The 13,435-nt window shown below is 43.4% G+C and carries 14 protein-coding genes; 11 read left to right on the top strand and 3 right to left on the bottom strand.

The window, feature by feature from the left end:
* The first annotated feature begins 141 nt into the window (after positions 1-141).
* Both MHH93_RS04390 and MHH93_RS04385 read left to right on the top strand, forming a co-directional pair.
* On the top strand, positions 142-708 hold the full coding sequence (locus tag MHH93_RS04390; RefSeq protein ID WP_500053324.1) for a sugar O-acetyltransferase: 567 nt from the start codon (positions 142-144) through the stop codon (positions 706-708).
* 38 nt (positions 709-746) lie between these two features.
* Positions 747-1,292, top strand: coding sequence for a sugar O-acetyltransferase (locus MHH93_RS04385; protein ID WP_500053323.1), 546 nt, complete (start codon positions 747-749; stop codon positions 1,290-1,292).
* A gap of 237 nt (positions 1,293-1,529) precedes the next feature.
* Here MHH93_RS04385 and MHH93_RS04380 read toward each other — a convergent pair whose 3' ends face one another.
* Positions 1,530-2,960, bottom strand: coding sequence for a glycoside hydrolase family 1 protein (locus tag MHH93_RS04380; protein WP_500052967.1), 1,431 nt, complete (start codon positions 2,958-2,960; stop codon positions 1,530-1,532).
* 183 nt (positions 2,961-3,143) lie between these two features.
* On the opposite strand from MHH93_RS04380, the gene MHH93_RS04375 reads away from it, so the two are divergent.
* The gene (locus tag MHH93_RS04375; RefSeq protein WP_500052966.1) at positions 3,144-4,112 is read left to right on the top strand and encodes a LacI family DNA-binding transcriptional regulator; all 969 of its coding nucleotides are present in this window, start codon (positions 3,144-3,146) and stop codon (positions 4,110-4,112) included.
* A gap of 204 nt (positions 4,113-4,316) precedes the next feature.
* Positions 4,317-4,610 (top strand): DUF3817 domain-containing protein, encoded by a 294-nt coding sequence (locus MHH93_RS04370; protein ID WP_500052965.1) that lies wholly within the window; start codon positions 4,317-4,319, stop codon positions 4,608-4,610.
* Between the two features lie 100 nt (positions 4,611-4,710).
* Here the strand turns inward: MHH93_RS04370 and MHH93_RS04365 are convergent, their stop codons facing one another.
* On the bottom strand, positions 4,711-4,848 hold the full coding sequence (locus MHH93_RS04365) for a hypothetical protein (RefSeq protein ID WP_500052964.1): 138 nt from the start codon (positions 4,846-4,848) through the stop codon (positions 4,711-4,713).
* A 118-nt stretch (positions 4,849-4,966) separates the two neighbouring features.
* Between MHH93_RS04365 and MHH93_RS04360 the strand changes: the two genes are divergently transcribed.
* The 6 genes from MHH93_RS04360 to MHH93_RS04335 all read left to right on the top strand — a co-directional run bounded on the left by MHH93_RS04360 (position 4,967) and on the right by MHH93_RS04335 (position 11,578).
* Positions 4,967-5,311, top strand: coding sequence for a thioredoxin family protein (locus tag MHH93_RS04360; protein ID WP_500052963.1), 345 nt, complete (start codon positions 4,967-4,969; stop codon positions 5,309-5,311).
* A 180-nt stretch (positions 5,312-5,491) separates the two neighbouring features.
* Positions 5,492-6,514: a LacI family DNA-binding transcriptional regulator gene (locus MHH93_RS04355; RefSeq protein ID WP_500052962.1), complete on the top strand. Its 1,023-nt coding sequence runs from the start codon at positions 5,492-5,494 to the stop codon at positions 6,512-6,514.
* A 119-nt stretch (positions 6,515-6,633) separates the two neighbouring features.
* Positions 6,634-7,623 (top strand): ABC transporter permease, encoded by a 990-nt coding sequence (locus tag MHH93_RS04350; RefSeq protein WP_500052961.1) that lies wholly within the window; start codon positions 6,634-6,636, stop codon positions 7,621-7,623.
* A 15-nt stretch (positions 7,624-7,638) separates the two neighbouring features.
* Entirely contained in the window at positions 7,639-8,526 is an 888-nt protein-coding gene (locus MHH93_RS04345) for a carbohydrate ABC transporter permease (protein WP_017688674.1), read from the top strand.
* A 36-nt stretch (positions 8,527-8,562) separates the two neighbouring features.
* Positions 8,563-10,206, top strand: a complete 1,644-nt coding sequence (locus tag MHH93_RS04340; RefSeq protein WP_500052960.1) for a type 2 periplasmic-binding domain-containing protein — start codon at positions 8,563-8,565, stop codon at positions 10,204-10,206.
* 22 nt (positions 10,207-10,228) lie between these two features.
* Positions 10,229-11,578 carry a glycoside hydrolase family 30 protein gene (locus MHH93_RS04335; protein WP_500052959.1) on the top strand — a complete coding sequence of 450 codons (1,350 nt, stop codon included), beginning with the start codon at positions 10,229-10,231 and terminating at the stop codon, positions 11,576-11,578.
* Positions 11,579-11,690: 112 nt separating this feature from the next.
* Here the strand turns inward: MHH93_RS04335 and MHH93_RS04330 are convergent, their stop codons facing one another.
* Positions 11,691-12,095 carry a hypothetical protein gene (locus MHH93_RS04330; protein WP_500053322.1) on the bottom strand — a complete coding sequence of 135 codons (405 nt, stop codon included), beginning with the start codon at positions 12,093-12,095 and terminating at the stop codon, positions 11,691-11,693.
* A 311-nt stretch (positions 12,096-12,406) separates the two neighbouring features.
* On the opposite strand from MHH93_RS04330, the gene MHH93_RS04325 reads away from it, so the two are divergent.
* A complete protein-coding gene (locus tag MHH93_RS04325) occupies positions 12,407-13,399 on the top strand; it encodes a CgeB family protein (protein WP_500052958.1) in 993 nt (330 codons plus the stop codon).
* The last annotated feature ends 36 nt before the right edge of the window (positions 13,400-13,435 follow it).

Below are 13,435 nucleotides of genomic sequence, written 5' to 3'. Positions count from 1 at the left end.
GCGGCTTTTTTTATTGAATGAAAATCATTTATGTCGAATTATGACTTGCTTTATTCAACATAATTTATATAATTAAAATAGTTTTAAAAAGTATTGTTATTAATAACAACTTATAATTGTCCGATAAAAGGAGATGCAATGATGACTACGAAAACAGAAAAACAAAAAATGCTGGATGGCGAGCTGTACATGGCTTCTGATCTCGAATTGTCTCAAGGCAGGGAGTATGCAAGAAGAATGACGCGGACATTTAATCAAACGACAGAAACAGACGGTGAGCTTCGCACCAAGTTACTGAAGGAATTGTTGGGATCTACAGGGGAACACTTGAGCATGGAACCTAATATTCATGTGGATTATGGATACAACATTCATGTAGGCAACCATTTTTATGCCAATTTCAACTGTACGATATTAGATGTGTGTGAAGTTCGTATTGGAGACTATTGTTTAATGGGGCCTGATGTACATATTTACACGGCTACTCACCCAATCCTTCCGCATGAACGCAATACGGGTGCAGAATATGGCAAGCCAGTCACGATTGGAAATAATGTATGGATCGGTGGTAGGGCCGTTATTAACCCAGGAGTTACGATAGGGGATAACGTTGTTATTGCTTCTGGGTCGGTAGTTACGAAGGATGTACCGGATAATATGATCGTGGGCGGCAATCCTGCCAGAATCATTAGAGAGATAGAGCTTTAACTTAATTAAGGGCAGAAGATGGGGAGTGCATCGACTTGATGACTGAAAAAGAGAAATCGCAATTAGGGCTACTGTATAATGCCAATTATGATCAAGAGTTAATTGAAGAGCGTTTGTATGCCAAAGGACTTTGTTACGATTATAATCAGCTCCATCCAGGCAAGATCAATGAACGAGAAGCGTTGATTAAGAAACTGCTCGGGAAAACAACCGATCGTTTCCTGATTGAACAGCCATTTGTATGTGATTATGGTTATAATATTGAAATTGGTGAGAACTTCTATAGCAATCATAATATTGTCATGCTGGATGGAGGCAAAATTAGTTTTGGAGATAACGTTTTTGTTGCTCCAAATTGTGGATTTTATACTGCAGGCCATCCTTTTGATGTGGAGCAGCGCAATGAAGGTTTGGAGATTGTTGGACCCATAACGGTAGGGAATAATGTGTGGATCGGTGGCGGTGTGACAGTTCTTGCTGGTGTGACGATTGGAGACAATACGATCATTGGAGCAGGGAGCGTAGTGACCAAGAGTATACCGTCTGGGGTGATTGCTGCGGGTAACCCTTGCAAGGTCATTTGAGAGATAACGGAAGAAGACACAACAAAGTACAGCAGGAATGTAGTAGGGTAAAGAACATAAAGTGAGGAATAGCATTTTAGCCCATGACAAAGCCCGATGTTTATTATCGGGTGTTTTTAATAAAATCCCCCACACAGAACACTTGCCAAGGTATCGTATAATCGACACTTTTACATGTGCTTTGCTGGGGGATAGAGGGATATATCTGTTACATTTGCTTAAACATCTGATTGAACCTTAACGTTTCAAACTTTTTCCGTTACTGCTGATCACTTCTTTGTACCAATGGAAGGATTTTTTGCGGTAACGTTCGAGTGTTCCTGAACCATCGTCATGACGATCAACATAGATGTAGCCATAACGTTTTTTCAACTGGGCAGTAGACGCACTGACTACATCAATACAACCCCATGAAGTATAACCCATGATCTCCACACCATCTTCAATGGCTTCGCCTACCTGAACCAGATGATCGTTCAAATACTTGATCCGGTAGTCATCCTCAACCGTTTTCTCGCCATCCGCACCGGTGATCAATTCATCCACTGCTCCAAGGCCATTTTCCACAATGAACAGCGGCTTCTGGTAACGGTCATAGAACATATTGAGTACATAACGCAATCCTTGCGGATCAATCTGCCAACCCCACTCACTTGCATCCAGATATGGATTAGGGTAACCACCAAGCAAGTTGCCTTCACCGGCAATCTGTTTCGCTGGATCAGCAGTCTGACATAGGCTCATATAGTAGCTGAAGGAGATAAAGTCTACCGTGTGAAGCAGCATATCTTCGTCGCCATCTTCCATATGAATCTGAATTCCGTTCTCACGGAAGTAGCGTTTCATGTATCCTGGGTAGCGACCTCTAACATGCACATCACCAAAGAAATAATTGCTATGTTCGAATTCCATTACCTGGATCATGTCGTCTGGATGTGGCGTCAGCGGATACGTTGGCATGCTGAGCATCATACAACCAATCTGAGCATCGGGAATAATCTCATGACAGAGTTTAACGGCAGAAGCACTGGCTACAAATTCATGGTGAATGGCTTGATACAGATCCTGCTTGCTCAGTTTCTCTTTGGGTGTGTATATACCTCCGCTCATGAATGGTTCTTCAAGAATGGAATTGATTTCATTGAAAGTCAGCCAGTATTTCACCTTGTTCTTATACCGGTTAAAGACAGTAGTTGCGTAGCGCTCATAGAATCCAATCATCTTGCGGTTCACCCAGCCGTCGTATTCTTTGGATAGATGAAGAGGGGTCTCGTAATGGGACAACGTAACCAATGGCTCAATTCCATATTTATGGCATTCGTCAAAGAGGTTGTCGTAGAAATGCAAGCCTTCTTCATTCGGTTCGAGCTCATCACCTTTCGGGAAGATTCGGGACCATGCAATGGACGTACGGAAAACTTTGAAACCCATCTCGGCAAACAGTTTCACATCTTCCTTGTAACGGTTGTACAAATCGATACCAATCAGTTTCATATTATCTTCAGTCGGCTCTTCCGTGATGGGACCCTTGATGCCTTGGGGAGCTACATCCTGAGTAGAAAGACCTTTGCCACCTTGATTGTATGCACCTTCAGCCTGATTGGCTGCAATTGCGCCACCCCACAGGAAGTTTTCCGGGAAGTGATATTGATTCAGAGCTTTGCTCATGTGTATCGCTCCATTCGTCATAAGTTTTTATTTTTCTATTCATTATGCTTGGCATAAGAAAAGCTTAATCGTTGTAACGGGTTACACGTCAAGTTTTACTTTTGACCCAGATTTGAGGCATACTATTATTCAAAATAATACTGGATGAACTTATGTAGTTCGTTAGCAAGAAAGGAGTCTCCGATGTCCAAGTTCGATGAAATTATGAAACGATCTGGTTACTCAAGAGCGACAGTGTCGCGAGTAATCAATCATTCCCCACATGTTAGTGACGAAGCAAGACATATCATAACGAATATTATGAAGGAGTTAAATTATATTCCAAACCGGAATGCAGTATCATTATCTACAGGCAAGACCAAACAAATTGGCATCATAACGTCAACCATTGACGATCTCAGTCTCACCTTCATGAATCAGTTTATGGAAACAGCGATGGATTTCGGGTTTCAGACGATCGTGTATACTTCCCGTGGAAATAAGGAAATTGAGTTACAAGGATTTGAAGACCTGCGTAGCAAGCGTGTGGATGGACTCTTAATTGTTACCTGTGTTAACGATCCTCGAAAATTAAAAGCGTATATGGAATACGGCCCGATTGTTTCTTGGCAGCGAATGGGGAACGACGAGATTCCGTCTGTAGCGATGGATCAGGCAAAAGGGTATAAGTTAGCTCTGGAGCATCTGGTATCAAGAGGATACACTCGAATTGCAAATGCATTTGGCAGGGCTGAGAGTCTGAATACCCAGAGCCGCCGTAAAGCCTATGAAACTTTCATGAAGAGTAGAGGGTTACCTGTATGGAATGAAGCATATCAGTATTCCGTATTTAGCTCCTCCGATGGTGAAGAAGCGATGCGAAGAATGGCAGAGGAGCGAGAGCTTCCACAGGCCGTATTATGTTCGAATGACTATGCAGCCATCGGCATTCTGAGTGAAGCACGCAGACGGAATATTCAGGTGCCGGAACAACTTGCCATTGTGGGGTTTGATGATATCGAGCTTTCCCGTGTTCTCGGAATTACGACCATACACAATCCGATCGCGAAGCAGGCGACCCAGGCATTCCATCAATTGTGGGCTGTATTGGGTAAAACAGAGTTGAAGACAGAGCAGCTGACATACCAGCTGATTGAGCGTGAGACGACTTGAATCCGTAAGACCTGATGTGGGAATCGGGTTTTATGGATTCAATAATTATTCAAATTTGAAGCATCTTCGAAATAACCTCATACGTTATACTGAGGATAAGCTTCAGAACGACATATCTGTACGGAGATGTGATTGAAGTTCTCGTAGCATGTTACAAGTTACATATTTCACAAACGATCAGCGGGAAAGGTGAGAATGGACTTTATGAAGACAGTGACAGGCCGATTTAGAATTGCGGGCATATGGGAGGGGGTATCCTTACTTCTGTTGATTTTTATTGCTATGCCTCTGAAATACTTTGCTGATATTTCTTCTGCTGTAGCCGTAATGGGCATGATTCATGGTGTTTTGTTTCCTTTGTACCTTATTGCGCTAGTGCATTTGGCTGTGGTCAAAAAGTGGAAGATCACGCGCTGGCTGATGGGTGGACTGGCTGGTCTTTTGCCGTTTGGAACTTTTGTATTTGAATCTTATCTTCGGAAGAGAGATTGGAAGTAAACATTCAATAAATGAGGAAAAATTTAATAGAATCTAATCAAAGCAGGCGACCGAGTACGGATGTTATCCGAACAGGTCGCCTGCTGAGTTCTAACGAATTTTATTTCACTGTACCTTGCTGACGATCAGACAGAAGGCTTACACCAATATCGCCAGAGGCATTCGACACAGGTGCATACGCCGAGAAGGAAGTTACAACAACAAGGGCAGTGAACAGAAATAAGATTGATTTTTTCATACCATAACCTCTTTCATATGGGGATATATTCCATTTTATTTTAACCCACATAGGCTATACTTGAAAAGAAAAATTTATAATAAGCAAGCTATCGAATGACGGAAAGGGTTGAGCTTCTATGAAAGATATTCATGAGTTAACATCCATAGAAATGGTTGAAGAAGCTATTCAACAACATGAATTGGTTTTTTTGTATGTATCTCGGCCAGAGTGCAGTGTGTGCCACGCTTTACTTCCTAAGATCAGGACGTTGCTTGAACCTTATCCATTGATATACCTGGGTCACATTAATGCTAATGAAGTGGAAGAGGTTGCGTCCAAGTTTCTTATTTTTACCGTTCCAACAATGATCATGCTTGTAGAGCAGAAGGAATATATTCGAGCGGATCGTTTTGTTCGCTTGGAACGTCTGGAAGAGCAGCTGCAACAGATTCACTCCATGTATGTCCAGGATGAGGAATAGAAAGCTAAAACTACAGGAACGGCGGCTCATACATGAGCCGTTTTTTTGCGCCCGCAGTGGCATATAGCTATGAATAAAGGGCATGATGCCTGAGCTCGCAAATTAAAGTGTTGCCATGAAAACGGTTTTATGATAATTTAAACATTATAAAAACGTTTTTATAGTAAAGGAACAAAACTTATGGCAAAGATAACGATTAAAGATGTGGCAAGGGAAGCTGGGGTATCCATATCTACCGTCTCCAACGCTTTAAATGGTGTAGATGTCTTGAACCCGGAGACAAAATCACATGTTCTTAAAGTGGCGGAGCGACTGAATTATGTGCCCAACCTGAATGGCAAGCTGTTGAAATCCGGTCAAACCAAAATGCTCGGTTTTTTCACCACAAGTGTATCGGGTCCGTATTTCTATAAGCTGGTCGAGTCGATGTCTCGCGAATGTGATCGTCTTGGGTATGGCTTGAATGTATTTGTGACCAAGGATAAACACGTTATTATGAGCAATATTCTGGGTCGGCGGGTGGATGGTGTCATTATCTACGAAGAGCTTCGGATTGATGAGCAAGATATTATCGCCATGGAGAAAGACAAGATCAAGGCTGTTTTTCTGGATCGGGTCTATCAGAGCAATACGATGGGAAGTGTCATTTTTGACTCGTACGTGGCGGCTTACGAAGCTACCAAGTATTTAATTGGGCTGGGGCATAAGAAAATTGCTTATATTTCGGGTGTGGATACGATGTTTGACAGTGTACAGCGTAGAGATGGCTATCTGGCTGCCTTGCGTGAATACCAGCTTCCAATTGATGAAGATTACATTATTCAAGGGTATTTTGAGGAGGACAGCACGTATAGTGCGATAAAATCTTTTCTTCATTTACACCCCGGCAAGCGGCCTGATGCATTTCTTGCAGGGAATGACTTGAGTGCCATTGGCTGTATGCATGCGTTGAAGTCTGAGGGTTTTGAAGTGCCTCAAGATGTTAGTGTCGTGGGTTTTGACGATATTGATATCGCACAGTATTTCTCTCCACCGCTCACAACGGTAAGAAATCAAATTGCAAGACAAGGTATCCTGGCAATTAATCAACTGGTGGGTATGATCAAGGAGAATGAACAAGGGTCTGCGCAAAAATTGGCGGGTGAGCTCGTAGTTAGAGGTTCAAGTCATGTGAAGATCGACCGGAAAGACTACCGTACATAAGTTGATTCAGCGTCTTCTCCGGTCTTTTTTTACATAAATATAAACAAAGGGGTTTTTTATACCGAAAAATAAAAACGTTTTTATAAACATGCATGCATGATGGAGGGGAGTAAAAAAACGTGGATAAATTAGCCGTAGACACATCAACCGGTAAAAATGCGATCAGTCCCAATGGGAAGAAACCCATCGGACAACGGATTAAAGAATTCATAGTCGATTATCGGAGACAATGGGAGATTCAATCGATGATTATCCCAGGCATTATCTTTATGATTATTTTCTGTTACATCCCGATTTACGGATTGACAATTGCCTTCAAAAACTACACGGTCATTGATACACTAGCCACGGCTCCATGGGTAGGACTGGATAATTTCAGAATCATTTTGTCAGACAAATACTTCTGGGATGCAGTCGTGAATACACTTGGGATCAGTTTTTTGAAACTGGGTATCGGCTTCGTCATTCCCATTATTCTGGCGATCATGATCTATGAGTTAAACAGCGGACGATTCAAGAAGTTTGTGCAAACGGTTTCATATTTACCTCACTTTTTGTCCTGGATCGTACTTGGGGGAATGCTGATTACCTGGTTTTCAACAACGGGCTTATTTAATCAGTTGTTGCTTAGTCTGGGAGTGATCTCGCAACCGCAGAACATTTTGCTTGATGCAGGGAAGTACTGGTGGATTGCTACGTTATCGGATATTTGGAAAGAGGCAGGTTGGGGAACCATTCTGTATCTGGCGATCATGGCGAAGATAGATCCTACGTATTATGAAGCTGCCAAAATCGATGGCGCAAGTCGTCTCAGACAAATCTGGAATATCACATTGCCTAACATGAGATCCATCATCAGCCTAAATCTGATTCTAACTGTAAGCGGTTTATTGGGGTCGAATCTGGATCAGACCCTGGTTCTCATGAACTCCCAAAACCGCGATAAAGCAGAAGTTATTAACTCGTACGTCTATCGTATGGGGATGTCTCAGGGTGACTTTTCATATGCAACGGCCGTTGGCCTAGGTGTCTCAATCATCTCTGTCATTCTGCTCGTCACGGCGAACAAAATTACTAGCAAATTAAACGATAATCAATCTGTGTTGTAGAAGGAGGCATCCCGTGTGAATGGAAAGGTGGCAAAAGAAGATCTCGATAGTCGGATCTTTGATACCTTAAATATGATTTTGTTAATCATCTGTACGATCGTTATTCTGGTTCCGCTCTGGAATGTCATTATCTCTTCCTTTAGCTCAGGCAAAGCGTTGGCGGAAGGTGGATTCATCTTCTGGTCCCCGGAATTCTCGCTGGAGAATTACAGAGCGGTGTTCAACGATCAGGGCATATGGCAGGCGTTCTTCATATCGGTGTCCAAAACAACGATTGGTGTTGTTACACATGTGTTCTTCTGTGCCATGGTTGGTTACGGTCTGAGCAAAAAGTACATAAGAGGCCGTAAATTATATGTTGCCATGGGGGTCATCACGATGTTCTTCTCCGGTGGCATGATTCCAACATATCTGTTAATCAAATCCCTTGGATTGTTAAACAGCTTCTGGGTGTACATTATTCCGGCGTTATTCAGTTTCTATGATGTCGTGATTCTGATGAATTTCTTCCGAAATGTCCCGGATTCTCTGGAAGAATCGGCTAAGATTGACGGCGCAGGGGATTGGCATATTTTCCTGAAAATCTTCATTCCACTCTCCATGCCTGCCATGGCCACAATTGCGCTATTTAATGGGGTGGGACAATGGAACGACTTTATGACAACCAAGTTATACATTACGGATCAATCATTGTACCCACTTCAGATGATGCTGTATGAGATTATCGTGCAGTCCCAGACCCAATCCATGCAAAATGTCGGGGGTTCAGCTGTGATTGAAACCACGACGAAGGGCGTGCAGTTGGCCACCATTGTTATTACAACACTACCTATCGTGCTGATCTATCCCATTGTTCAGAGATACTTTATCTCGGGAATGATGCTCGGAGCGGTCAAGGAATAGGAGCAGCAAAAACCCCATTATGAGGAGGAACAAAACATGTTGAAGTTGAACAAAGCATCAGGAAAAAAAGGGATACAATTGTTCGCAACATTGCTTGTAGCCGTAATTATGATTACAGGTTGTAGCGGTGGATCTGGGGGCTCCAGTGAAGGGAATTGGGTGTCTATTGAAGATCGGTATACGGTTGACCCGGAAAAGCCGGCTTGGCAGTTGGATAAAAAAGAAGAGGCTACCGATCTGACGTGGTACGTCAATGCAGACTGGTGGAACACCGATTTTGGCAAGGACATCGTCACCAAGAAAATCAAAGAGGATCTGAATATCAATATTAAATTCATTACGGGTGATGACACCAAGTTAAATACCTTTTTCGCAGGTGGAGATATGCCTGACTTGCTGACCGTATTTGACTCCAACTCTCCTGTGGTTCAAAAAGCTGCAACCTGGGCCATGCCGCTGAACGATCTGGCGGAAAAATATGATCCTTACTTCAATAAAGTTGCGGCTGCGGATACATTGAACTGGTTCCAGTTGGCGGATGGTAAAACCTATGGTTACCCGAACTATTCCAATACACAGGAGGATTATGATAGCGGTAACATTCCTGCCAAAACGGCATTTGTCATTCGTAAGGATGTGTACGAAGCTTTGGGTAGTCCGGTCATTGGAACGCCAGAAGAATTCCAGAGTGTGATGAAACGAATTAAGCAAGAGTTCCCTGCACTGATACCGTTTGGATTCAACTCTATTGGTGAAGGAACAGGTTCGCTCGGGGATACGTTGCAAGATTTCATCGGCGTTCCGCTGGAGACCGAATCGGGAGAATTCTACGATCGTAATCTGGATGAAGATTACCTCACGTGGCTGAAGACATTGAACACCGTTTACAGAGACGGCAATATCAGTGATGACAGTTTTGCCGATGATGGAACGGCTTTTGAGGAAAAAGTAAAGTCCGGTAAATACGCGACCATGCTCCTTGACGGTACACCTCAACAAGGGGGGAACCTGCAAATCTACATGAGTGCCAATCCGGGCAAAGAATATGTCGCCATTGATGGACCGCAGAGCACCAAAGGCAATGCACCAACATTGAATCAATCGGGGATAACGGGGTGGATGATCAATTTCATCTCCAAGGATTGTAAAGATCCGGCCAAGGCTATTCAGATATTCACATATTTATTAAGTGAAGAAGGCCAGACACTCATGAATTACGGGGTTGAAGGCGAAACCTACCAAACCAAGTCGGACGGTAGTGTTGAATTGCTGCCAGCTGTGAAAGACCTGCAACTGAATAACGCAGATCAATTCAAAAAGGATTATCGGATGGGTGAATTTATGTTCTTCGGTCATGATCGTCACAAAGCACTCAGTGCAGATGCATTTCCGGAAGCGATTAAACAGATGCAGGAGTGGGGCAAAGGCAAGCTGAAACCACATTTCATTCTGGAGAATATTAGCCCGGATCAAGGTACACCTGAAGCTCGTGCGTTGTCAGCAATCAATACGAAATGGAATACTACGCTGGTCAGTATGGTACGGTCCAAGGATGATGCCTCATATGACAATGCATTGGCTGCCTACAAATCGTTTTTAGGTGAAAATCGCTGGGAAGAGATTGTGAAGGTACGCAGTGAAAAGATGAAACTGAACAAAGAGAAACTAGGCATTCAATAATTGAAATATGAAGGAGAATCCTATGACTACATTCAAAATGTACAAATCAACAGGAGAAGATGAATTATTCGTATCCGTGTCCTCGGATCAATTGCAACCTCATGCCCCTGATCTGGAGACAACGACCGTTCTTCTGGATGATCAGCTAACGTATCAGGAGATGGACGGATTTGGTGCTTCTTTTACCGATTCTTCCGCTTATCTGATCAATCAAATCTTGAATGAGGAGCAGCGGGATGAGCTCATGTCCCGGCTGTTCCATCCGGAGAATGGTATTGGGCTCTCGGTCATTCGCAATCCGATGGGGGCTTCGGACTACGCCAGAACGGTATACAGTTATAACGATATGCCAGAACAACAAACAGACGCGGAACTAACCCAATTCAGCATTGCGCATGATGAAGAGGACGTTATTCCTTTAACCCAACAAGCCTTAGCATTGAATCCTGAATTGAAACTGTTTGCTTCACCATGGAGTGCACCCGGCTGGATGAAAACGAGTGGCTCCATGATTACCGGACAATTGAAGACGGAATGGTACCCCGTTTATGCCGAATATTTTGTGAAATATATTCAAGCGTATAAAGAGCATGGATTACCGATACATGCCATCACACCACAGAATGAGGCGTTATATGAACCGGGGCATTATCCCGGTATGTTGATGCCGGCCGAAGCACAAGCAGACTTTATCCAAAACCATCTCAAACCAGCCTTTGTTAAAAACGATATTCTAACCAAAATTCTCTGTTACGATCACAACTGGGATCAACCGGACTATCCACTCACCGTGCTGGAACAAGCGGGAGAGCAAGTTGACGGCGTGGCCTGGCACTGGTACGGGGGCGATGCATCTGCTCAAACGAAGGTATACGAAGCCTTTGCAGGTAAAGAAGTGCACTTCACCGAAGGTTCAGGCGGAGAGTGGATCCCGCCATTTGAACAGGCCTTCTCGAATGTGATACGAACGGGAATTCAGATTCTTCGTAATTACAGCAAGTCATTCGTACTATGGAATATGGCACTTGATGAGAACAATGGACCTACGGTTCCTGGTTTTGGCCGCAGTACGTGCCGTGGTATCGTGCAAGTGAATCAGCAAACCAAGGAGCTTACGTATACACTCGATTATTATGCCTTGGCACACTTTAGTGCATTGATTCGTCCAAAGGCTGTTCGGATTGAATCAACGTCCAATAAAGATGGAATTTATTCTGTGGCTTTTAAAAATGTCGATGGTTCCGTAGCATTAGTCCTCTTCAATGATGGGGAGGCGACGGGCAACGTACAGGTTAAGCTGCGCGACGATGTATTGATGAAGTTCCAGCTGGAAAGCAAGAGTGTCTTGTCCATATTAATCACAGATGTATAAATGGACGAAGTTGTACTAGGCTATATCATTAGAAAAGAAACCAAAAGAAGCGATATCCGGAGTGTAGACGGATATCGCTTTTTTTGCTGACATTGTCTGTGGATGGGTCGCATTATAACGATTGAATGGCAAGATGGGGTGTTCCACTGCTCTCATCAACGAACAGAATATATTGGTTGCCAGCGGTTCCGGTTAAGACCAGACCGGGTTGACCCGCAACACCAGGATTGTAATATCTGAACTGTTGTAGAGTTGGTAGAGACACGGGAAGAGAAGGCTGATTGAGTGCCATTAATTGTGTAGCAGCCTTAACGCTATCTCCAGCTTGGATTACTCCGCCTACACCCAAATGATTGACAATTGAAGAGCTGGCGTTGATTTGCAGGCTGCCTGCTATGGTCTGGCTGCCATTGACATGTAGATCAACACCAACGGTTTGATTACCATTAACCTGCAAATTCTGATTAATCGTCTGATTGCCGGTGACAAGGATACTATCAAATGTTGGCAATGACATCATCTCCTATATAGTATTCTTATATTCTATGAGGACAAGATTTGAACCGACCCGGGTGACCACACATTATATGTACGAGTTAAGGCCCGTTTTGCGAGGAAGAGCGAGTGAAGCGGTCAACAGAAGAAACCATGCCACTAACTTGTGCATATTGTAGGCAGAGAATGTTTTCGTATGGAACGGGAGGGTTTGTTATCCGAAAGAAGTCAAAAATGCAAGTTAAGGCGATCAAAAAGAATCGTTCAGTTCACGATGCAAACCAGTTATTTCTGAGACAAATGCATGCAGTGCTAAACAGAAAACTCAAATCCATGCGCAAACATATGGCAGTACAGCAGTTGGATCTCAAGCAACAATGGTTGAAAATGATGCAGGAGGAACATGCATCTAGCCGAGTAAAATCCAAAGTGATCTATAAGGAGTTAAATGTGCTTCTGATTACCCCGTGTAATGACCGGGAAATGTCATCACATTGTGTACTGATTGAACAAAGCCTTAAACATCTCGTGAGGCATGTAAATGAGATTAAATATATAGAATCCGTAGCAGCCAGTCTTTCTGCGATGGAGGTTGACCTGATTCTGATCGTGGGAAGTGATGAACATTTGCCAAATGAGAATATCACTGCATTAAAAGCATCAACTGCCAAAAAAGCAATCTGGTTGTCTCCGAATCAAAATGGAAGTCAAAGCGATGCCATATTGCCGTGGTTTGATCACGTGTTTGTGCAGCATTCATGGTCAATAAGTGACCATCAGCAGCATCTGGCAGGCTCTGCTCTTAATGAACTGTTAATGCCCCCTGATCCCCATATTTTCTGTCCGCAAGCTGTTCCCCCGGAGTATGAATCGGATGTTTATATCATCGGGGATGCAGTACCGGATGGCATCATCACAACTTTTGCCAAATCGGGTCTTCTGGATAACAAAAACGTTCGGGTGGACGGGAAGGGGTGGACTCCGCTTGGGGATTTCTATCCCGTTCTCAAACATGAAGCTCGTCAGATGTTGTATAACGGAACCAAACTGGTCATTCATAGTGGAGCATCGATCAAACACATGATGGAAATTGCCACCTGCGGGACGTTTCAACTCATAGGATCATCGGCGAATCAGAGTAACCTGGTAGATCTTAGCATCTTCCAACAATTCGCCTCCTGCGAAGAACTCATTCAGAAGTTTGAACATTACTGGCAGAGTATTGATGCAAGAAGACTGGCAGCTAGTCACGCCTTGGCATACATGAAATACAATCAATCCCATCTGCAAAAAACACTGCGACTGTTGGATATCATTTTCATATAAACCATCAAGAATCTCAGGGTGTATGCTGCATCATGT

It is taken from the genome of Priestia sp. FSL H7-0729 (assembly GCF_038005685.1).
Taxonomy (GTDB): domain Bacteria; phylum Bacillota; class Bacilli; order Paenibacillales; family Paenibacillaceae; genus Paenibacillus.
Note: the sequence above shows the minus strand (reverse complement) of the source record. Positions and strands in the feature narration are given on the sequence as shown.